This window comes from Paenibacillus taichungensis, from assembly GCF_003287275.1.
Lineage (GTDB): Bacteria > Bacillota > Bacilli > Paenibacillales > Paenibacillaceae > Paenibacillus > Paenibacillus taichungensis_A.
The window spans coordinates 93423-115971 of the sequence record NZ_QEVW01000010.1 but is presented as its reverse complement, the minus strand read 5'-3'; the positions used below and the strand labels follow the sequence as shown (position 1 = coordinate 115971).

The 22549-nt window shown below is 48.0% G+C and carries 17 protein-coding genes; 9 read left to right on the top strand and 8 right to left on the bottom strand.

Annotated features, from left to right (window positions below; all coding sequences use genetic code 11):
- Positions 1 to 99: 99 nt before the first annotated feature.
- The 3 genes from DC345_RS17470 (at position 100) to DC345_RS17460 (ending at position 5331) form a co-directional block, all read left to right on the top strand.
- Positions 100 to 1023 (top strand): proline dehydrogenase family protein, encoded by a 924-nt coding sequence (locus tag DC345_RS17470; protein ID WP_113054145.1) that lies wholly within the window; start codon positions 100 to 102, stop codon positions 1021 to 1023.
- A 570-nt stretch (positions 1024 to 1593) separates the two neighbouring features.
- The gene (locus DC345_RS17465; RefSeq protein WP_113054144.1) at positions 1594 to 3288 is read left to right on the top strand and encodes a sigma-54 interaction domain-containing protein; all 1695 of its coding nucleotides are present in this window, start codon (positions 1594 to 1596) and stop codon (positions 3286 to 3288) included.
- Positions 3289 to 3381: 93 nt separating this feature from the next.
- Positions 3382 to 5331: an AraC family transcriptional regulator gene (locus tag DC345_RS17460; RefSeq protein ID WP_258530702.1), complete on the top strand. Its 1950-nt coding sequence runs from the start codon at positions 3382 to 3384 to the stop codon at positions 5329 to 5331.
- Between the two features lie 129 nt (positions 5332 to 5460).
- On the opposite strand, the gene DC345_RS17455 is transcribed toward DC345_RS17460, so the two are convergent.
- Complete coding sequence (locus tag DC345_RS17455; RefSeq protein ID WP_113054142.1) at positions 5461 to 7530, bottom strand: nSTAND1 domain-containing NTPase; 2070 nt, start codon at positions 7528 to 7530, stop codon at positions 5461 to 5463.
- A gap of 309 nt (positions 7531 to 7839) precedes the next feature.
- Here DC345_RS17455 and DC345_RS31515 point away from each other — a divergent pair, with 309 nt between their 5' ends.
- Positions 7840 to 8124 carry a hypothetical protein gene (locus DC345_RS31515; protein WP_146752142.1) on the top strand — a complete coding sequence of 95 codons (285 nt, stop codon included), beginning with the start codon at positions 7840 to 7842 and terminating at the stop codon, positions 8122 to 8124.
- 53 nt (positions 8125 to 8177) lie between these two features.
- Here DC345_RS31515 and DC345_RS17445 read toward each other — a convergent pair whose 3' ends face one another.
- A complete protein-coding gene (locus DC345_RS17445; RefSeq protein ID WP_113054140.1) occupies positions 8178 to 9848 on the bottom strand; it encodes a PucR family transcriptional regulator in 1671 nt (556 codons plus the stop codon).
- Between the two features lie 190 nt (positions 9849 to 10038).
- Between DC345_RS17445 and ald the strand changes: the two genes are divergently transcribed.
- The gene (ald, locus tag DC345_RS17440; protein WP_113054139.1) at positions 10039 to 11172 is read left to right on the top strand and encodes an alanine dehydrogenase; all 1134 of its coding nucleotides are present in this window, start codon (positions 10039 to 10041) and stop codon (positions 11170 to 11172) included.
- Between the two features lie 150 nt (positions 11173 to 11322).
- Here the strand turns inward: ald and DC345_RS17435 are convergent, their stop codons facing one another.
- A complete protein-coding gene (locus tag DC345_RS17435; protein ID WP_113054196.1) occupies positions 11323 to 12240 on the bottom strand; it encodes a PD-(D/E)XK nuclease family protein in 918 nt (305 codons plus the stop codon).
- 263 nt (positions 12241 to 12503) lie between these two features.
- Here DC345_RS17435 and DC345_RS17430 point away from each other — a divergent pair, with 263 nt between their 5' ends.
- Positions 12504 to 13187 carry a serine/threonine protein kinase gene (locus DC345_RS17430; RefSeq protein ID WP_076290223.1) on the top strand — a complete coding sequence of 228 codons (684 nt, stop codon included), beginning with the start codon at positions 12504 to 12506 and terminating at the stop codon, positions 13185 to 13187.
- A 123-nt stretch (positions 13188 to 13310) separates the two neighbouring features.
- Here DC345_RS17430 and DC345_RS17425 read toward each other — a convergent pair whose 3' ends face one another.
- Entirely contained in the window at positions 13311 to 14198 is an 888-nt protein-coding gene (locus DC345_RS17425) for a helix-turn-helix transcriptional regulator (RefSeq protein ID WP_113054138.1), read from the bottom strand.
- 130 nt (positions 14199 to 14328) lie between these two features.
- Here DC345_RS17425 and DC345_RS17420 point away from each other — a divergent pair, with 130 nt between their 5' ends.
- Complete coding sequence (locus DC345_RS17420) at positions 14329 to 15216, top strand: sugar phosphate isomerase/epimerase family protein (RefSeq protein WP_113054137.1); 888 nt, start codon at positions 14329 to 14331, stop codon at positions 15214 to 15216.
- Between the two features lie 75 nt (positions 15217 to 15291).
- Positions 15292 to 16347: a Gfo/Idh/MocA family protein gene (locus DC345_RS17415; protein ID WP_113054136.1), complete on the top strand. Its 1056-nt coding sequence runs from the start codon at positions 15292 to 15294 to the stop codon at positions 16345 to 16347.
- A 336-nt stretch (positions 16348 to 16683) separates the two neighbouring features.
- Here the strand turns inward: DC345_RS17415 and DC345_RS17410 are convergent, their stop codons facing one another.
- Complete coding sequence (locus DC345_RS17410; RefSeq protein WP_113054135.1) at positions 16684 to 18003, bottom strand: glycoside hydrolase family 125 protein; 1320 nt, start codon at positions 18001 to 18003, stop codon at positions 16684 to 16686.
- A 443-nt stretch (positions 18004 to 18446) separates the two neighbouring features.
- On the opposite strand from DC345_RS17410, the gene DC345_RS17405 reads away from it, so the two are divergent.
- Positions 18447 to 19505: a LacI family DNA-binding transcriptional regulator gene (locus DC345_RS17405; protein WP_113054134.1), complete on the top strand. Its 1059-nt coding sequence runs from the start codon at positions 18447 to 18449 to the stop codon at positions 19503 to 19505.
- Between the two features lie 145 nt (positions 19506 to 19650).
- Here the strand turns inward: DC345_RS17405 and DC345_RS17400 are convergent, their stop codons facing one another.
- From DC345_RS17400 to DC345_RS17390, 3 genes are all read right to left on the bottom strand, one after another.
- Positions 19651 to 21261: a DUF4179 domain-containing protein gene (locus DC345_RS17400; protein ID WP_113054133.1), complete on the bottom strand. Its 1611-nt coding sequence runs from the start codon at positions 21259 to 21261 to the stop codon at positions 19651 to 19653.
- On the bottom strand, positions 21242 to 21814 hold the full coding sequence (locus tag DC345_RS17395; protein ID WP_113054132.1) for an RNA polymerase sigma factor: 573 nt from the start codon (positions 21812 to 21814) through the stop codon (positions 21242 to 21244). The genes DC345_RS17400 and DC345_RS17395 overlap by 20 nt, the downstream gene beginning before the upstream one ends.
- A gap of 200 nt (positions 21815 to 22014) precedes the next feature.
- The gene (locus DC345_RS17390) at positions 22015 to 22530 is read right to left on the bottom strand and encodes a mismatch-specific DNA-glycosylase (protein WP_072735185.1); all 516 of its coding nucleotides are present in this window, start codon (positions 22528 to 22530) and stop codon (positions 22015 to 22017) included.
- Between the last annotated feature and the right edge of the window lie 19 nt (positions 22531 to 22549).

Genomic DNA, 22549 nt, shown 5'->3' with positions numbered 1-22549 from the left:
CCGGTTGAAGAGGAATATTTTTTATGCAGAATAACCTTGGCATGATTATTGCTTGATAACTTTGTTATAAAGAAACATGATCCATAAGGAGGAACCCCGATGAGTATCGGAACGGAAATGTACCGTAAAACGCTGCTGACCGTCGCAGGCAATAAAGCTGTGGAGAATCTCTCCATCAAATACGGCAAAAAGCTGGCTGGCAAGTTTATCGCAGGCAACACACTGGAAGAAGCTCTCGAAGAGATTCGGGTACTCAACAACAAAGGCATTATGGCTACACTGGATCATCTGGGCGAGGGCATTACCCATTTAAGAGAAGCTGGGCTGTATCGTGATGAGTATATACGTCTGGTGGAAGGCATTGCCCGTCAGGGTGCGGACTCCAATGTCTCGCTAAAACCAACCCAAATGGGACTCGCGCTGGACCCTGAGGAAGGTTATCGAAATATACGTGCCGTTGCCACCCAAGCGAAGCTGCATCATCTGTTTGTAAGGATCGATATGGAGGACAGCCCGTTTACCCAAGCGACTTTGGATATTGTGCGCCGTCTACACTCGGAAGGACTGGATAATACAGGTACGGTATTGCAGGCTTACTTGCATCGTACCGTGGAAGATACACGTGATATGATTCGGGAAGGAATCCGGCTGCGTCTGGTCAAAGGTGCTTACAAGGAACCTGCATCCGTAGCTTATCAGAACACTTCAGAAGTGATTGATCAATTCAAAACGATGATTCGCAATCATCTCGATCAGGGTGTATATACTGCGGTTGCCTCACATGATGACCATATTATTGCCTGGACCAAGCAATATGCGAAAGATCGTGGAATCTCCCCGGATGCATTTGAATTTCAAATGTTGTACGGCTTGCGTATGGGCGAACAGGAACGCCTGGCCAGAGAAGGATATCGCATTCGTTGTTACGTACCCTATGGAACCATGTGGTACCCGTACTACACCCGCCGTCTGGCCGAGAAACCAGCAAATCTCTGGATGGTGGTCAAAAACATGTTCAGATAATCCCATTGCTGAATCCATTGATCCAAAACACAATAATGAGAACACAAAAACCATGCTGCCACTTTCTTTCAGCACATGGTTTTTTTCTGTCGTGTATAACATCCCAGAGCATCCCACTTTTCTTCTCTTCGACCCATCTCTTAATGTCTAAAAAATGAGCATCCCCAATTTAAAATGTCTACTTTTCTGGACACAACCCTTTTGTGTTCTTGCGTAAACTTCGCTCATTCCGAGTCATATTGTTTGAAACCTGCCAGAAAAAAACCGTCTTCAATGTCAGTTATAATCACTCAAAACTCACTCTAAAAGCGAATCACTTCATGTAAATTAACAATTATTCCTAAACTTCAAAAATGAAAGCGCATAACAATAATAATAAATCCATAATCTTCTCTTCTACATCGACAACATGTATGCTTCATGTCAAAAAATATATACACACTGCATTTGGAAGGCTATAATATGGGTAACCATCATTCTCCCAATCATTTCATATGCAGACCACTTGTTAGCATTTCCTGGAACAGGTGTAGTTTCCGAAAGTTATGCTCTAGCTGAGGTGATATACCGATGAAACATTTACTTCCAGACTTGATGACCTTATTACGTACAGATATGAGAACCCTGGATGCAGGCCTCTCCATGACTGTCATCTCTTCCTCTACAACGTTGGCAGAAGCATTACCGCTATTCAACACAAGTCCTTATCTGTTAATTCAGGATGATGGACCTCTATTGGGCTATATCGCTGTATCCGATGTTTTACAAGAAATGATGCATGCTCATCGGCTTATGGAAGCTTATTTTGAGACCACACTGGAGACGGCAGGCTCAGCTCTGACATTGATTAATGAAGAAGCAAAGGTGACCTACTGGACATCGGGTGCGGAGCATGTTTTTTCCATTCACAAAAAAGATATCATTGGAAAACCGGCAGCGGATTTCTTCCCCCCGGATCGCCTTCAATCACTCAAAACGTTGTATACAGGAGAAACTGTATATCGAAAGCAGCACCAGCCAAGACCCGATTTGTTCGCACTCATTAATGCACGTCCGGTACATCTCGATGGACGTATTGTAGGCGCGGTTGCCGCCGAAGTGGATATAACAACCGAAATCCGTCTACATCAAGAGTTATTACATATGACATCCAAAGTCCAGCATCTGGAGAAAGCCGTTGCCCGTCTGCGCCCGGATTCCGATCCATTTGCCCGAATCAAGGGCAGCAGTCCTGTAATTAACCAGTGTCTGGAGACTATTCGCAAGATTAGTACCACCTCAGCTACTGTACTCATTCTTGGAGAAAGCGGAACGGGCAAGGAGCTATTCGCCAAAGCCATTCATGACCTGCGAGAACCGCAAACAGCGCCATTTATCGCCATTAACTGCGGAGCTATTCCTGGTTCATTATTTGAGAGTGAATTATTCGGGTACGAAAAGGGTGCATTTTCAGGGGCTGATCCCAAAGGAAAAAAAGGGAAAATTGAACTCGCTGAAGGCGGCACGCTCTTTTTGGATGAGATAGGAGAAATGCCGTTGGAGCTTCAGGTGAAGCTATTACGTGTATTGCAGGAGAAAAGTTACTTCCCTGTTGGTGGAACACGCATGAAACAGGCAAGCTGCCGGATTATCGCTGCAACCAATCAGAATCTGCTGGGCATGATTGCCCGCAATCAGTTCCGAGAAGATCTTTACTATCGACTGAATGTCATTAATCTCGTCATTCCTCCCCTGCGTATGCGCAAGGAAGATATTTACGAGTTGACACAGACCTTCCTGCAAGAGTTTTCCTTGCTCTATAATCGTCATATTGAACTGGTTCCTCCTGAGGTGTTCAAGCTGTTATTCCAGTATGACTGGCCGGGTAATGTACGGGAATTAAGAAATGTGATTGAACGAATCACCATTCTCACCACGGATGGCGAGGTTAAGCCTGAATATCTCCCTGACACCTTCATTTCATCCGTGGATCAGGCAGCATCCATTTGGCACGAGACGGTGCAGCTTCATACTCAGCCTCGTCTTGAATCGGGATCGTCTCCTTTCCCAGGTAGCACGGACCCACCTGTTCCAATACACGAAGGAAAAAGAGAGGAGTCGACGGATATGTCGACCCTATCGTATCAGGAACATTTGGACGCCTATGAGTCGAAACTTCTGCTCCAATATCTGCAAGCCGCCGGAGGCAACAAAAGAACGCTCGCCCGGCAGCTCGGCATCTCAAGAGCAACGCTCTATAACCGCATGAAGAGGCTCGGTCTATGACCAGCCTCTTCATGTCGTTATAATGAATGATACATAGAATGGTTAAGCCTCGATGAAGAAGGTTGGTTATAGCACATGGAGATACAGAATCACATGATGTTGTGGAATCACGCTTCCTTCAACATATTTGATATCCGCCGTGTGGTAGTCCGAGCAGGTCAGACTTCGCGTCCCTATGTCTTACCTGCCAGTGTCTTTATCATGTCTGTCCGCGGAAGCGCTCAGATTATACTCGATGAGACATCACACAATACACGACGTTTTCAGATATTCCATGCGGGTAAAGGAAGCATTCTGAACGTAGAAGCCGGACAAGAAGAGTTCGAATATTATTGCGTTTATTATAAAGCAAAACTTTCACTGCCAGCCCATAGCGAACTTGCAGCACTAGCTGATCGTCTGCGTCCTTTCCACGTTACCTACAGCCTAATCCCTGCGGAACCTGTTATACTCTATCGCTGTTTGACGGACATGCATAAGGAATGGGGCAAAGCCGAAGCGCTTGGACATTTGCGTGCCAAGAGCCTGCTTTTTCAATTCATCACTGAATTGATGAATCAGATGCAGACTCAAGGTGTACGTTCTCAGAAACGCGATCTGGCTGCGCAAATCATCACGATTATTCAGTCTCGATACGCCGAAGCCATTACGCTGGAATTACTATCAGAGAACCTGAATTATAGCGTTCCGCATCTCTCCTCCTATTTTAAAAGCCGGACCGGACTCAGCCCGATTGATTATCTCATTAAAGTACGGATCGAAAAGACGGCAGCATTGCTGCTGGAGACGGATGCCACCTTAAAAGAGATTGCATCCAGCGTTGGTTATCAGGACCCCTACTATCTGGGCAGGTTATTCAAAAAGTATAAAGGTGTCTCTCCCTCACATTTCAGAGCGGACCATAGAGCCACCCAACGAGAAGATAGTCCTTCTACAACCATGAGATTATCCATTGGCCCTCCAAAACCCCTCAGCTATACTGTTGTAGATGATAATGATTATCAACGAGCTAGGGATAGAGAGGACGAATTGAACATGTATAGAGGATCAAGACCACCAATTACGGCGGTATTATTGCTTAGCTTTATGCTGTTGGTCAGCGCTTGCGGGACGGAGGCTACAGGTAATAGCTCCTCGGGAGCAACAGAGAATGCGACAACTCCGACCAATACCAAACAAGGACAAACTGCTGGAACTACAACTGCCGAGCAACCACAGACCAAAACCGTGTCCACGGTTACAGGAGATATTGAAGTCCCATTGCAACCCAAACGAATTGTAGCGGGTGAATACTTGGGCAGTCTGATCGCTCTGGGTGTAACTCCTGTCGGAACATCAAGTCACCACATTGCGAACCCCTACCTGCATGATGCGCTGAAAGACGTGGAGGATCTGGGAGATGGCAACGGCAACCTGGAGAAGATTGCTGCCATGGAGCCGGATCTGATTATTATGGATGATATGTACGCTGAAATGAATGAGCAGTTAACTAAAATTGCTCCGACTGTAATCGTACCCTATGCCTCATTCAAAACCGTGCATGAAGAAGTCAGTTATTTCGGTGAGCTACTAGGTAAGCAAGAGGAAGCAAAGGCATGGCTTGCCGATTATGACCGCCGCACAGCCGCAGCGAAAGAACGAGTGCTCCAGGTTATCCCTGCCGATAGCACATTCTCCATTCTGGAATATATGGGGAAAGATATTTCAACCGTTGGCGCCAACTATGGCAAGGGCGGACCCGTAATATACAATGTGCTTGGTTTCAAACCTCCAGCTGAGGTAATCGCTGAGTTAGCCGATCCAGGCTGGGCAAGTCTCTCCACGGAAGTTTTGCCTAAATATGCTGGGGATTATATCGTTCTAACGACAGATAACCAGACGATAGAAGATTTAAAGGCTGACCCCATCTGGGGACGATTGGACGCCGTCAAAAATGATCATGTATATATCTGGGGTGCCGATCGCTCCTGGTATTGGGACCCCATTGCCATTCTCACCCAAACGGAAGAACTCGCCGCTTGGTTAGTAGGAACAACGCATTAACGCTTCAATTTCAATAACCAAAGCCTCACTGACCCTGTATCTCATGGTCATCTGCTTGAGATTTATTTCATTAAAAAAACACGCAGGACTGGCTCGATAGGCCGGTTACTGTGTGTTTTTTCTGTCACGCTACAGTACTCTTGCCAATCGGATCAAAGCGGATCGCAGATGCCGATAGAATGTCGCCCGGCTCATTGAACAAGCCTGTGCTGCGGCAGTTGGATTGCCAGCATGTGTCCAATAGGCGGTATATAACAGCAGCTGATCCTGTTGGGAGATACCATGAACCCGGCCCTCCAGCAAATCCAGAATATGCGACTGTAGATGAATGCCATCCGTTATGCCATTCACTCGCCCTGCATACTCATGCAATTCTCCGGGAGAGTGCAGATGAGTCAGCATTTTGCGCACATCCTGTTCGGACCAGGATACCAGACTCACACCAGACGTCCCCTGTTGTAACCCACTGCTCTTTGTATCCGGAACCAAGAGGGACATCATCCAATCACCAAATTGTCCACTGCGTAGATCCAGATCCAGCACTTCTGCTTGATCTTCATACAAGTCGCACAAACGAGTGCGTGTTCTTTTACTCCGAAACCCAATACTCTGCAAAAACAGCTTCAGATGCGGATTGGTTGCGATCAGTATGACCCTGGCCCCTTCTCCAAGTAGTGACAGGCGATCCAGCGACATATAACCCACAAGCTCTTCACGTTTGTAACCTGGCACATCATCTCGTGCTGCAGCGAGTACCGCAAAGTGAGTATCCGTCTGGTCCGGATCGCAATCCAGCTCGTCCGGTGTGAAACATTCTTGCATCTCGGCCGGAAAATAGCTGCACAACATCCCGCTGCTCTCCCGATGCACGAGCACCGTAATGAACATTGCGATTGGATCACCTTCCTTGTCACGCATCAATACAATCCCCTCAGGATAACGCTGTGCAAGTTCGTCTAAAAAAGCAGGATAAGACGGCGCCTGCCAGGGTTCTACACTATATTCACACCACTGTTGGAGCAATCTGTGCAACGCCGGCAAGTCTTCTGCTCGCATCACTTCCATGGGAGAAAATAGTGAATCCGCCGATACATCAGCATACTTCCGGTGCTGGAGCATGGATTCCTGGCACAACAGTAGCATTTTCCTCGTAATCTGGCGCCTCTCATGTGGACCAGCTTGTTCATGGAGCGGCTTCAGCAGCCTTGCAATTCGCACCCGCATGGCTTGCACACGCTGGGGCTCACGTTGGCGGAAATCGCGAAGCAGATGTAATCTGGCCATATCATGCAGCGCCAGACCATTAGGACCGGAACGGATAAACGACATACGTCTCAGGACGTTATATTCCTCAAGCGTCACCTCTGTTTGCAGCACGGATGATAGCAATTCCTGATTCGCTGTTTCTAGCAGCGTTAATACCTCGACCATCGGGTGCAGGCGGGGCAGCGTCAATTCAAGCAGCAGTCTGGCACTAATCATTTGTGACAATTCATTCCAATCGGAAATGGGTACATTCCTGCGCTGATCCGCAGCCTCCACAGCAAGCGCCAGCCCCAGCGGATGTCCATCTGTCATACGCGCAATTGTCCCCGCCATGCTCCTGTTCAATGATCCTGCCACCGCAATATATTCGGACACTTCTTCACCCGTAAAATGTTGAAGAGGCATCTGCACGAGGCGCTGCCGCAACCTTGGATGTGTCCGCCACGCTGAAGCAGGCTCCGGTCGTGAGGCCAGAATAATAAGTACTCCATATAACGGGAGCTTGGATACGAAGACTTCCATAAACCAGCTCTCCAGAAGAGCCAACTCTTCATAATTATCCACAGCAAGGACCAGCCGCCTCTTTACTGAAGTCTCACTTAGCAGGCTCAATGGCCGTGTGCTACCATCACTCCCCATCGTCTCTAGTCCCAATGTAGAGGAGAGATACTCCAAAAAGACCGACGGTGTAGAGCCGCAGGATCTGCCATCCATCCATATGGCGGTTGCTCCCTGATTTCGAGCAACAGACAACATCTCGGACAGTAAGGATGATTTACCGATCCCCCCCATGCCCGTAACTGAAAAAATGGTTAAAGGTGCTTCCGGATTACTAAGCCATCGGTCCAACATCATCAGTTCCTTGGCTCGACCCACAAAACGTTTTCCATGACCATAGTGGCTGTCGTATTGAACCTCACTACTGTTTTCCATCTGTGTCCTCCGTACTAGATACTGGTACTTTCCATACACCTTATTTTCTCACAAGTTGAGACTATATTGAGACGCACAGTTACATGTGGAGTGATAAAATCTAGATAAAAGCCAAATTATTCTAAAATATACAAAGCAGCTGTTTGCAAACGTTTAACACAGGGTACATACATCTTTCATGAGGATGTTTAACATATTCGCCATTCCGCTAATCGAGCACACCAATCAAGTGGGCATCCACCCATTTCGAACTTCATGCTTCCCTTTCAGAACCAATACAGCCCGATATTCCAGGAAAGGCGGATTTGTGTGAGAAAAAACCTCGATATCTGTAATCTGAGCGGACAACTGGGAATCAACCGCGAGCGACTTGATGAATGGTTGCGTCAAACCGGTGTTTCATCCAAAAGAATGGAGACGGAAACTCTTCCGGAGCGCAGCTCTTCGCCATATCGCTTGGCTGCTCCCACCTCGTTATCCCTTGCACCTTCCTCCGGCCAACCCAAACTGTTCCGTGGCCGCCGTCCGGCTTCTGGCAACTCTGTATTACCAAGAGCATTACGAAACGCTCGTCGCATCAGTAAAAATTGCTAGACTGTGCATGCTTTCAATAATGCACAGTCTGGACTGTCTTCCAGCCTGATTCATCAAGATGGAAAATCCTGTTCCTCCTCGATCATGGCATGAGCAAGCAGCGCCATCTCCAGGCAGATTCTTCTTTCCTGATCCATAAAATCTGGTCCCATTAATTCTTCTAACTTCTCCAATCTATTGTACAAGGTTTGCCGATGTATGAACAATTGAGCAGCCGCATCCCGTTTGGAACCAAAATTTTGCAGAAAGGCATCCAATGTCTCCACCAGCCTTAGATGATGTGCCCGATCATAGTCAATCAGAACGCCCAGATGGTCATTGACAAAAGGCTGCAGAAACGATTGGGGCAATGCTTTGAGCATTTGATATATACCCATACGTTCGTAAAAATGAATATGTTCCAGCCGATCCACGGATCGTGAAACTTCGATGACCTGATATGCTTCCCGCAGACTGTCCGGCAATCCTGTTAACCGGTTACGCACCTTGCCAAATCCGGCATGGATCGTAACCTGCTTCAGGTTGCGACTCGCAAATCTCTTCACATCACTAATAATGCCTTCAAGTGATTTTACCAGTTGATTTCGTGTGGATGTCTTGCTCTCTTCCTTGGCGCAGCATACATATACCTGATTATTTTTCAGCATGATGAGGCTGGCCAGGTTGTTCTTTTTGAGCAAGGAACGCAGCAGCACCAGAATATCCTGATGATTGGTTTCCATTCGCTCACGGCCTATGCCTTTCAGACGGTGCTCCATCTCAATAACGCCGCCGGCAAACCAGTACTGTCCCTTCACCAACAGACGGAGCCCCATTCGGGTCTGTGCCTGCTCCTCTTGAAGAATGTTACCGTTCATCAGATCCTGGATCAGCTCATTTTGGTTGCGTACCATTTTCTCCTCTAGAAACTGAGAGCGCAGCGTCAATGCGGCCGCAGCCTTCGCTGTATAATCGAGCAACAGCTTGAGATATTCGACGGGTGCCGAAGGATGTACAACCATGCCTACTGCGGAAAAAACCTGCCCAAAACATACGACCGGGTGACATAGCAACACCTGTTCCTCATCCAGATGGAACCATAACTCCGTGTCTGAATCATTGAGATCCAGATGCTCAACCTCCTGTTCGTACCATGTGTAGATCGCTTGTTGTGTCTCGGAGGGCAGCTCCGGCACAAAACTGCCCGGTTCCATGGACGAGATATACACAACCGGCTTGGCTGCATATTCATGCAGAAGATTGAGCACAGCCGACATGTCTGTACTCTGTAATGTTCGCTGCTGAAGCTGACGGGAATAGGTTTCCAGACTTTTCAGCAGTTGGTGTTGATGATTAATAAGCAAAGCGTGAATATCTTGCGTGATCTCAACAAAACGGACCGGTTGCTCAAACACGATAAGCGGGAATTGATGCCTGTCAGCGAGTTCTATCAATTCTTCGGGTATGCCATGAATGCTCGTACCAAACTCCACGCAGAGCCCCGCCGCTTCGCTCCGGATTAACTGGAGCAGATATTCTTCGCGCCCTTCTTCCGATTGAAGCCATAATCCAGTGGATAAAATAAGATCATGGGGGCTTACAAAGGGAGAAACATTGGTAATCTCCAGCACATGAACCCATCCAACTTGACGTGATGTTCCTTCTTTCCCCGCAGCAAGCCGGGCTTTGGCAAAGACAGGGCGAGCCAGAATATCCTTTATCGTAAACACGCGGTCATTTCTCAATATCGATCCCTCATAGTGTCATTTTTTCTTACATTATAAGCGATGGACAAATGTCCTGAATAGTCTTTTCTCGACATTATGTTGAATCAATTCTTCAAAACATAGACATGAGGTAAGGTGCAAAACGATGATCCAGGTCATAAACTTGTAGTATAAGCTAACAACCATTAAATGGACGAGGTGCATGGCGATGAGAATCGGAATTCCGAAAGAAATCAAAAACAATGAAAATCGTGTAGCAATGACCCCTGCTGGAGCTGCTGATTTTGTCAGAGCCGGACATCAAGTCATGATCGAACGTGGCGCAGGATTGGGCAGTGGATTCACAGACAACGAATATCAATCGGCCGGAGCGGAGCTTCGGGATACAGCTTCAACTGTGTGGGCAGAGGCAGATATGATCATCAAGGTCAAAGAACCCCTTGCCAGCGAATACCCCTATTTTCGTCCTGGCTTGATTCTTTTCACCTACCTGCACCTCGCAGCGGAACCTGCACTGGCAAAGGCACTGATTGAAAGCCGGGTGACTGCCATTGCGTACGAGACATTGGAAGTTAATGGTACACTGCCTCTGCTCACCCCGATGAGTGAAGTTGCCGGACGGATGTCTGCTCAGATTGGAGCGCAGCTGCTGGAGAAAACGGAAGGTGGCAAAGGCATTCTGTTATCAGGCGTACCCGGCGTAAGCCGTGGCAAGGTCGTCATTATTGGAGGTGGCACAGTAGGTACGAATGCCGCCAAAATCGCGATTGGTCTGGGTGCGGATGTGACCATCCTTGATTTGAATCTGAATCGTCTGCGCCAGCTGGATGATATTTTTGGCAATCAGATTCATACGCTGGTATCGAGTCCATCCAATATTGCGTCGGCTGTTGCGGCTGCCGACCTGCTGATCTGTGCGGTGCTGATTCCAGGCGCCAAAGCGCCGACCCTAGTCAGCGAGCAAATGGTCACCACCATGGCACCCGGCTCGGTCATTGTGGATGTCGCAATTGATCAGGGCGGAATTGTGGAGACCATTGATCATATCACGACCCACGATGAACCGACCTATGTGAAGCATGGTGTGGTGCATTACGCGGTAGCGAACATGCCTGGCGCGGTGCCGCGCACGTCTACGGTGGCGCTGACCAACGCCACCATGCCTTATGCGCTGCAGCTGGCGAACCACGGTGCAGCTGCCGCGATTCGCGGCAGTTCGTCCATTCGCAGCGCGGTAAACGTGCTGAATGGACATATCACGTATGAGGCGGTTGCCCGGGATCTCGGGCATGCCTATGTTCCCGCAGGACAGGCGCTGGAGAATACCGCCGCGGTCCAGTAATCTTGACATGACCGTTCCACCTGGCGCCTTGTCGCCGGCCTGTGGAACGTAATAGAAGCGCCAGTCCGGGCAGATCCTGTCCAGGCTGGCGCTTCTTGTTTTATTTTCACATGAATAGGAATTAGATCTGAAGATGCTTCGGGTGGCGCTCTATACTACACGTTCGCTGCATACCTCACGGAAATTACAGTCCCGGCAAGCACGGCGTGAAGGCATTGGCGTGAAATACGAAACGTCCTTGGGACGGTTGTAATACTCATCATCCACACAGGAGCGCATCTCCGCAATATACCGCCCCACGTTCTCCTCCACCTTCAGGATATCCTCTTCCGTTGCCGTAAACTCTCGGTGTGTCCCGGTTAACAGGTACTCCACCCGCAGCTCGATCTGCTCCAGTGGAAGCCGGTAATGCTCCCTCACATAGGATGCGTACAGCATCAACTGATCCGAGAAGTCATCCTCCTTGCCCGTTTTCCAATCTACAATGACGATGTTGCCGTTGCTGCGACGATATAACAAGTCCATCTTCACATACACACGCGTATCGTGCAGCATCATCGTATCCCATTTCTCAATCTCCAAAATATCCGTACTTGCACGGGACAAGTCCTCCCACGTGAGCGTCTGGTACAGATTGCCGACACAGGCCGAGGCTCGTTCTTTAATCGTCGCAATCCGGTCATTCAACGTGTCATCCCCGTAATACATCTCAGACAACATCACCCGGTTCTTGGGGTCGAGCCGCCACTGATCCTGATCCATCGATTCCACATACGCCTGATTGAGCAGCTTGCGCATAGTTTGTTCCAGAAAGTGTTCACGAGGTTTATCCTTGCCTTCTTCCCTGCTGCGAACCGCCGATTCACACATCCGATGCGCCAGGTCGCCGAATACGAGGTATAGATTACTAAGCTGCTTCAACCGATACAGACGCACCTGCATCTCATCAGCTGACTCTGCCTTCCAGCCGTTATGGGCTCCATAATAATGATAATAATATTTGCGCAGGCACTCATCGAACATACTCGCCCGCGACTGCGAATAAGACCACTGCGGGTATTGTGCCATAAGATATTCTGCCTTTCTGTATGCCGGATCTGCATGAGATCCCTTAATGCTCACAGTATATAGGAAAGGACAAAAACGCCGCAAGCATCCTTCCGTAATTTTCTTCTATCCGCAACCGTTTCCGATTCAATGCGTAACGTTTATATAGTAACATCACCAGAATATGAAATTACAGCGCAGAACGCATACTATACTAAAAGAGTACAGGATTTTGCAGTTAGACAGATAATTGTACAGGCATATCCTAAAAGGAGGCACCACCCATGAATCGACCGGATTGGTTCCAGGCGGAAGAAGCATTACAACAAATCCAAGTCATCGGAAGCGACCGGAATGAGCTCGTGAACATCATTGGCCATGTAGAAGGACTGAATTGTATTGGCACAGGAACGGATGCGGCGGTATTTACGTATGACGGATTGCCGCAGTACGCCTTCAAGATGTACTCAGATCATGCCCTGGACAAACTTGAAAATGAAAAACAGGTATATGAGCAGCTCAAAGGCCTGCCCTACTTCCCTACCTATTACGGCAGCGGCCGGAATATTCTTGTGATCAGTTTCGAAGCGGGAGATACCTTACTCGAATGTTTGGAAAAAGGTATCCCTGTCCCTGAGCAGGTCATGCTCGATGTGGACGAAGCGCGTGAGGCAGTACGCAGTCGTGGCCTGAATCCACGGGACATTCACCTGAAAAATGTAATTCTCCAGAACGGACGCGGGAAAGTCATCGACGTATCGGAGTATATTCAGGACGGTAACGATAATCGCTGGGAGCATCTCGTCTGGGCCTATCACAACATTTATCCACGGATCAAAGGTACGCCCATCTCCCCTCGCATGCTGCAAACGATCAAGTGGGGATACAATCAACTGGATCAGGCCAATATCAAGTTGGACGACCTCTCCAAGAAAGCTAATCGGTTATTCTCTAAATTCATGAAATAAGCATGTTTATAAACAGATCAAATGTTTGTTCTGATATCTGATATTCATAAAATAATCCGGATTACTCGCGCATCTCTGGCGGTGATCCGGATTTTTGTTTGTACCTGTTGACACAAGGTTTTCCTATTTTAACCGCCCCTGCGAGGGTGTCATCCCTTTGTATTGTTTATACAGCTTCGTAAAATAGTTGGCGTTATCACAGCCAACCTGGGCGGCAATTTCTGTAATGGTCAGGCTGCTCTCCTGCAGCAGCTGTTCGGCTTTGGTCATTCGGCACCCGTTCACATATTCCACAAAGGTGCGTCCGGTCAGTTTTTTGAACATTTTACAAAAATGATACGTATTCAGCCCTATCTTCCCGGCTGCCTCGGTAACGGACATTTTCCCTGTTGGCTCCGCTTCAATCTGCTCAATCAGATGCTTGAATCGTTCCCGATTTGGAAAATACGATCCCGTTGTTTTATCAGGAAGTTGATGTGGCATAAATGTACGGGCAAGCAGAGTGAACAAGGCATGCAGCTTGGACTTCACAACCAGTTGGTAGGCCAGCGGTTGTGAGGCCATCTCCTCGATGGCTTCATCCAACAGGGAGTAATAGCCTTGGCAAGCTGCGTCGTGCTCCGCCGGTTTCACCGGGAACCTTACCTTCCCCTCCAGATAGGGAGCAACATATTTCAAGTGAACGGGATCAAGGGTAAAATCATGAAATAATGCACTGTTGAGCACAACCGAATCATAGTGGATATCCCCTTCCTCCAAAGCATACCCGACATGCAGCGCCCCTCCGGGAATGATAATGACCTCACCTGCTTGAGCTACGTAGGGTCTGCTGTCGATATGAAACAAGGCACTGCCCTGCCGCATAAAAATCAGTTCAAAGTGTTCATGCCAGTGCAGGTACAGAATGCATTCTTCCGTTTTCATCCCCCAGCAACGATTCTGGAACAGCTGAAATGGATGAGATTTATGGTCAATGCGGGTATTTTCGTGAAGCGCTTTCAGGTCCAGCACGCTGTCTCCTCCTTTCCCCACAAGATCAGACTAATATTGCACAAGATTGTATAGAGCCATCCGGTAGATGCCCGGCTATAATGAGTGTGTCACGAAGTACTATAAGCCAATATTGGAGTGAAATACAACCATGAATAATCCGTTACGCATAGGTACCCTTGTAGGTGGACACGACGCAGTCCGCGTCATTCCACAGATCATGAAACATGGCTTCGAATCATTTAATCTGACCTTCTGGCAAACGACGGGTGATCTGGACCTCGCCGAAACTGCCAAACGTGTCCGTGAAATTGTGGACGAACAAGGAATTGTCATCTCTGCAGTAAGTGTGTTCGGCAATCCGCTCACCGGAGCCGGGGATAATGCCGATACACTCGCCAGTTGGGAACGGGTGATTGACCATGCCCAGCTCTTCGGAGCGGATATCGTCTCCGGGTTCACCGGACGACTGACCGACCAACCGATTGACCAGTCGATTCCGCGGTTCAAGGAAGTGTTTGGAGAACTGGCACGCCGGGCTGCAGACCGGGGTGTACGCATTGCTTTTGAAAACTGTGATATGGGCGGTACATGGCAGACTGGCGATTGGAACATTGCGCATAATCCAACGGCCTGGGAGATGATGTTCGATGCGGTTCCTGATGAAAACATCGGATTGGAATGGGAGCCATGCCATCAAATGTCCAGCCTGATCGACCCGATTCCTCAACTGCGCAAGTGGGCGCCTAAAGTGTTCCATGTGCACGGCAAAGATGCCACCATTGCCTGGGACATCGTCAAAGAATATGGCGTGCACGGCCCACGTGAATTCGTCTGGCACCGTACACCCGGCTTCGGGGATACCAACTGGTCCGACATTATTACAATTCTGCGCCAAAACGGGTATCAGGGAACGATTGATATTGAAGGCTGGCATGATCCTGTCTACAAAGATGAACTCGAAATGACCGGACAGGTGCACGCACTAAACTATTTGAAACAATGTCGCGGTGGAAACTTTGTTCCCAATCCGGTATAGAAACGGGATTAACATGAAGTGGCATGATGTCCATTATACGAACATAGAAAATGAAAAGCATAAGGAGATGATTGGATGAGTCATCCTTATCGGGTAGTTGTGGCAGGCTGTGGGGCCATGTCCAATACCTGGGTAGATTATGCCATGCAAAGGCCGGACACGGAAATTGTAGGGCTTGTCGATCTGTATGAACAGACCGCCGTTGCACTCGCTGCACGGCACGGCCTCTCCTGCCCCACGTTTACGGATATCAGTGAGGCCATTCGGGCAACAGATGCCAATATCGTATTTGATGTCACCATTCCAGCAAGCCATCACACCATTGCCATGACGGCGTTACAACAAGGATGTCATGTATTTGGTGAAAAACCTCTGGCGGAATCCTTCTCTGACTGTGAAGATATTGTTCAGACTGCACGCCGTACAGGTAATATTCAGGCTGTGATGCAAAATCGTCGTTTCGATCCACGTATTCGCGCCTATCGGCAGTTGATTTCCGACGGAACGATCGGCCAGGTCGGTTTTGCTGGGGCAGATTTCTTCCTGGGACCTCATTTTGGTGGATTCCGTGACCTGATGGACAGTCCACTGCTGCTGGATATGGCGATTCACACCTTCGACCAGGCACGATACATTCTTGGTGCCAACCCGGTCTCGGTGTACTGCCACGAATTCAATCCTCCGGGGTCATGGTATCAAGGCAATGCGATGGCGTTATGTATCTTCGAAATGTCCGATGGCTCCGTGTTTAACTATCGCGGGTCCTGGTGTACAGAGGGTGTGCCTACTTCATGGGAAGCATCCTGGCGTGTAACCGGAGAAAAAGGAACCGCGATCTGGGATGGACATGATGACATTTATGCTGAAGTTGTCTCGGCGCAGCAGCTGGATGCGGAAGGCAAACCGTCCTTTTTCCAACCGTGTGAGCGGATCGAGGGACAACTACCTGTCATGGAGAAAACCGGTCATCACGGGTGTCTCGAAGACATGTTCGCAGCGCTGGAATCCGGGCATCTGCCTGAGACCGATTGCAGTGACAACCAGTTCAGTATGGCCATGGTGCTTGCGTCCCTCGAAAGTGCCCGCACTGGTCAAAAGGTGTTCATCGCCGATCTGCTGAAAACTGTATAGCGAAGCGCCTACGTACTTGAATTAAATAAAGCCCAATCTGCAAAAGTTTAGCAGTTTGGGCTTTATTGTTTTTTACCTACTTCCTTTTCCTATACAAGGTACAAAAAAAGTTTCTGATAAAACGCGAAGTAGTGCAGGGAACGACATCGATCCTGGAGAAACGAAGTGTTCGCCTGAAAGCTTTCTGCAAGAAAGCTGCATCGGAAGCATACGCTATCACCGGATTTCGACTTTGAAAAAGGCGATCAGGAAATCCGGGGATAACAGCGATCGAAAGAACGATTCGTAACCGGAACGGCTGCTTTGCAGACAGTCATTTTTTGAACTTACATCATTTTATAGAATCCCTTTTTTCATTGCCTTGTACACAAGCTGCGAGAATAGGCTGTTGGACCAGGCAAACCACGGCCTTGTGAACGTGTTTGGATCATCCGAATGAAAACCTTCATGCATGTACCCGGTACCTGCATCCGTGTTCTCCAGCAGCTCTATCATCTCCAGCATTTCCTTATCATTGTCTGCGGTCAGACCCTGCATGGACAGCGCCATATGCCAGATGTAGCCAGGCGGAGTATGAGGGCTGCCGATGCCTTTGGCTGCTTGTCCTTCATAATAAAACGGATTTTCCTTGCTCAAAATAAAGCGCCGTGTATTCTGGTACACGATGTCCTCCGTGGAAGCATACTCCAAATACGGAATAGACATTAGTCCCGGGGTACCTGCATCATCCATTAGGCAAAAGTTGCCGTAACCATCTGTCTCATAGGCATAGATCTGCCCATACTCGGGGTGACGGTAAGTACCGTATAAGGAAATACCATGTCGTATTTCTTCTTCCAGATGAGCCATCTCACTGACAAGCTTCTCATCCCTGAATACCCACCTTGCAATCTCTCCCATTTGACGCAAAGTTACCGCCGCAAACATATTTGCCGGGATATTATAATGAAAATCACATGCATCATCACTGGGGCGGAAACCGGACCAGATCATCCCGGTATAGTTTACCGGCATCCCGAATCCTTCATTACGGAGCGTATCATGAGCTGGGCAATTCCGGCGCATGAATCGATATGAAGACTGCTCACCATGGCGCTGCTCCGTTTTCCACAGACTTAATATGCTCTCCATCACCCTCTTGAAACGCTCGTCAAATATATCCGTCAATTCCGTCTCACGCCAATACGCATAGGCGAGCCGCATAGAGAAACAAAGTGAATCCAGCTCAAACTTGCGTTCCCACACCCAAGGCGACATCTCTGTCTCATCATTCGCATCCCAATGCCATCCATTAGCCGTTTCGTTGAACGCATTGGCATAGATATCGATGTCCGCATAGAATGTATGCCGTTTGATCAGCCCCCCAATGATCCGCTGCAGCTGTTCGTCTTCCTTTGCCAGCGGAACGTAGTGCATCACCTGCTCCACTGAATCACGCAGCCACATTGCCGGGATATCCCCTGTAATAACAAAGGTTGTCCCATCATCCAATAGCTTTGTCGTCGTTTCCAGCGTGTTGGGAAAACAGTTACGAAACTGTGCCAATAATCTGGGTCTATGTTGCAGTCTTTCCTCAGCCTCGGTGAGAATGTTCTGTACAGCTTGCGGTAATTCCAGATGCGGCATGGGGATTTTCGGTAATCTGAACTGTTCCATGGATGTCGTCTCCTTTGAATTGAAGTTTCCATATTTGTTTGCATCGTTTCATTCAATGATTTGTGTCACATTGTTATTTTTGTTATGATAAATTATAATAACATTATTATTTGTAAGTGTACTGTGCAGGAAGATGATCGTCAATTCATAACGGATGGTTCATTAAAAAAATAAATTGGATCATATCTTGTATATATAAATTGAACTAAAGAATATTTACACCTGCCACTCCGATGACAGAACAACCTTCCGATCGCTGTTATCCCCAGATTTTTTTGGATTCCCTTTTTCGAAGGGGAAAATCCGGGGATAAAGGCGAACGCTCCGCTTCTTCAGGTTATTTCTGTCCTCTCCGTTATCGTGTAAATGTTTTGTTCAATTTATATAGATTGAAATGGCTTGTTGGATTTATGCAAATTGTTTACATATGAAGGAGTAATGAAATGTCACGTAAAGTATCCATCCAGTCGCTGGCTGACCAGCTTGGATTATCCAAATATGCCGTCTCCCGTGCACTCAGTGGCAAGACAGGTGTCAGCGAAGCGACACGCGCCCGTGTGTTGGAATTAGCTCGTGCCTTGGGATATCGCCAAAGCACCCCCGGAAGCAGCACTGTTCCAGCTGCAATCCATACGGAACAATCCGAGCCTCCATTTGCTCTCATCTGCATGAATCAGCTCAACCGGGGTGAGCCTCACTACTGGCAGCGCGTCCTCTCCGGCATGATCTCCGCCTGTAATGAAAGAGGATGGCATCATGCCATTGTATCTCCCTCACTGGGAGTCGCTGATGAACACACGCCGCCAGAACGGGCAATCGCTCCCCACTTGGACTGGGAAAGGTGTGCCGGGGTCATCGTCATGGGTGCTTTCCCCCATGCGGTCTTGCAACGACTGGCTCAGACAGGCCGCCCTATTGTGCTTGTGGATCATCAGGAGCCACTATTGAACTGTGATACCATCAGCCACGATAACCTGGAAGCAGGCATTACTGTGGCGAGATATTTAATGTCGATGCAGTGTCGCCGCATCGGTCTGATTACGGATGATGGCCGGGCTGCCAGCTTCGCACAGCGGAAGATCGGCATCGAACTGGCTTTGAACCATTTTCACGCAGACAGCAGTCGGTTGACCACGTTCAGAGAATGGAATATTCCTTATGAGAACGGCGAATGGATCGACCAATTGGCTGCCACAATCAAAAACATGCCCGCAGACGAACGGCCTGATGCGTGGATTGGCGTCAATGACGATATCGCCTTGCAGTGGATGAATAAGTTGCAGGAAATGGGATTCTCCACACCTGAGGATTGCCTTGTCATCGGTATCGACAATGTGCATGCCGCCGCTACATCATCCCCGCCTCTGACCACGGTCAACCTGTGCAAAGAGGAACTCGGGCAGCGTGCGATCGAAGCATTACAGCGCAGAATTGAACGCCCGGGAACACCAAAGGAAACGGTGATGTTATCCACGTCCCTTATTCCAAGGGAATCGGCGTAACTCAATGTGCACAACCTCTTTAGCATCAGCACAACTTAACTTAATTGAATATCAAAAAGGCCTCGCATGTTATTATGCGGGGCCTTTCATCCCTATCTAGTTAATCATCCAAGCTTTTCAATTCCGTCCTCGTCATTCATGACTGTTATTTCTGCCAAGGCAGACTGGTGTACGACGGAAGATCTACTTCCCAATTCACGTCACGGTACTCTCGATTAACCACGGTTCTTTTTAAGGTAAATTTCGTTCCATCTTCTTTGTAAAAACCACGGATGACCATTTTCAGTTTATCGGCAACGTATTCACCGTTACTATTGGGCTGGTCTGGATAACCAACCACTTCAACAGGATATTCTGTTCCTTCCGAATCTACTGCCACCCAGCGATCACCCACGAAAGCATTTCGGAACGTACCACTTCCCTCCAGTACAAGTGAATATCCTTTCGTCTCATCGATTTTCGGAGGGGTGTACGATTCCATCACAGGCTTGTAGTCAAAATCATATATAAATATTTTATCGCCAAGCTGTTCAAATTCTACAAATGTATAGAACTTGGTATCCTTACGCCTCTTTTCCAGATCGACTTCCACTGAATTCTCTTCCTTCACAGGTATTGTGTAACCATCCAGAACAAAGCGAATGTTCTTGGCATCCACCGTTACAAAGGAAGGATCCCACGTCTCCGACAACTTCAACGGCCCACCATTCATTAAGGCACTCTGATCTTGGAGCCGAAACTTGGCTTCACGGGCATCTGGTCTAAATCCATTGAAAATTCGATATTCATTGGTTTCAGGGATCTCAAGATGGTAGATGATGCTCATATAGCTCGCCCAATTCTCATCAACTTTGGCTTGAAGCTGATCATCCAGACTGATGTTCATGTCAAGGCGGGTTCCATTTGGTGTACGTACAAGCTGTGTCATATCCAGTTTTAAGCCCTCTGGAGTGGTGTAGGTGTTGTTCATGGGAGCCTCAACAGCCATTAATTTAGCTTTGGTCATATCGATTTTGAATTGGAAGCTCCAATCCACCGTAACCTCTTTATCTTCGTACGATTTTGTCTCGAAATTATAATAATCCATATTTAAGCGGCTCAGTTCACCACGCACGAACACCCGATCCGGAATTACATCATGCAACTGGAATACCAATCGTTCGGTTACGTAGCCCTTTGTTCTGGTATCTCTTGCAAGAGTGGCAACCTCCCGTCCCTCTTTATCCGTAACATGAATTCTACCCATTTCAGACACTAACCGTGATAATCCTGACCCATCAGGCATTGTTTGTTGCAAGGTCATTACAATCTGAGAGCGATCCACAAGCACATTTTCAATCTTAAGCGTGTAGCCCTGATCCTCAATGTTGATATTCGGATTAACCACTAGACCGAGTGGCTTCAAACGTTTGTAATCATCTGCAAAATAGGAATACTTGAGTTCTTCTGGAACAGGTATGTTAGGTAATGGCGGGTTATTTACAGCATTCACCGTGGGTTGCTTGGATTTTGCTGTGTGATCAAAAGCAAACCATGCCCCTCCCACAAGGATCACAACTGCCGCCGCTGCAATCCCAGTACGGCGCATCCAATGGGATTTGGAAGCCTTTTTCGTAAATGGATCCCCGTCTTCTGCGTTCTCCATAGATACCCCTTCCAGTTTCCGCATCACCTCAAGCGTAAAGTCCGCATCCGGTTCCTCACGGAACAAATGCTGTTCCCACAATCGATCCTCATCATTTGGAATAGGCTTCATACGTCGATAAACCTCCTTTGCGCTCCATTTGTTTCTTCAACGTTTTCTTCCCTCGATAAAGTGCATTACGCACTTGTGCGGGACTCATGTCCGTGATATCTGCAATCTCTTCGTAGCTCAGCTCATTCGTATATTTAAGCAGCAGCACAAGCCGATACGATTCTGGCAGTTGATCCATCTGGCGATAGATTTCACGCTGCATCTCCTTATGCAGCACATGTTTCTCTGGCGTTTCACCATTGGTTTGTTCCAAGCCTGTATGAACAGCGGTCATCACAGGTTTCTGTTGCCGCATAAAATCCCGCATCCGATTCACAGCAATGGTGTACACCCAGGAGGAGAAACTGCTTCCTTCCCTTCGCGTGGGAAGATAGCGGTAAATCCGAAGAAACGTATCCTGAGCGAGATCCTGTGCATCCTGATGACTCGCACCCATTCCGCGCAAAATGCAGAAGACTTTATTTTTATATCGATCCACGAGCACAGCAAACAGCTGTTTGTCCCCCGCGATAATACGCTGAATGAGCTCCTCCTCTGGTATCTGTTGAGTCATGTAATCCCCCTTCTCTACAGCTTCCATGCATGGTTCTGTACTATATAGACGGAATCACTTCCTGAAACCTCTCACTTTATCCAAAAAAAAGAATTCGCACCACCCCGTGTTAAACCGGATAGCCGAACTCTGCAACCAATGAAGGTTCTTTGTTACTGCTCCACTTGCTGCCATGTGGAGTTTCATTTTTGCTTCGTTTTTCAGTCCTCTCTGCTTTTCTCTGAGACAAAATCACTAAGCTGGGAATAGATCGCTACGATCTCGTCCATCGACATACGCACTAACCCACTGGATGACGGGGCTACAAATTCATGAATTTCCTTGACGACCGGGTCGTCCTGAAATCCCCATTCCGCTTTGGCACGCTGACTATACTGGGTGTATACCCCTTTCCCAACAAAACAGGCGATGTCTGGTCGGTATTCCTCCAGCTTTTGCCGCAAAATCTGCCGTCCCTCTGCATATTCTTCCTTTGTAATATCGTCCATACCTCTTGTTGGCCGGGCAACAATATTCGTAAATCCGTACCCCAGCTTCAGCAACTCTCCATCCTCTTGTGCATCATATAAACGAGGAGTCAATCCGGAACGCTCAAGAATGCGCCAGAAACGGTTTCCTTTATAAGCATAATGATGACCCGTCTCTCCAGACGTGATGCTGGGATTGAATCCAATAAATAATATCGATAAACCATAATCCAGATGATCTGGAATCATAATGAAAAGCCTCCTTATC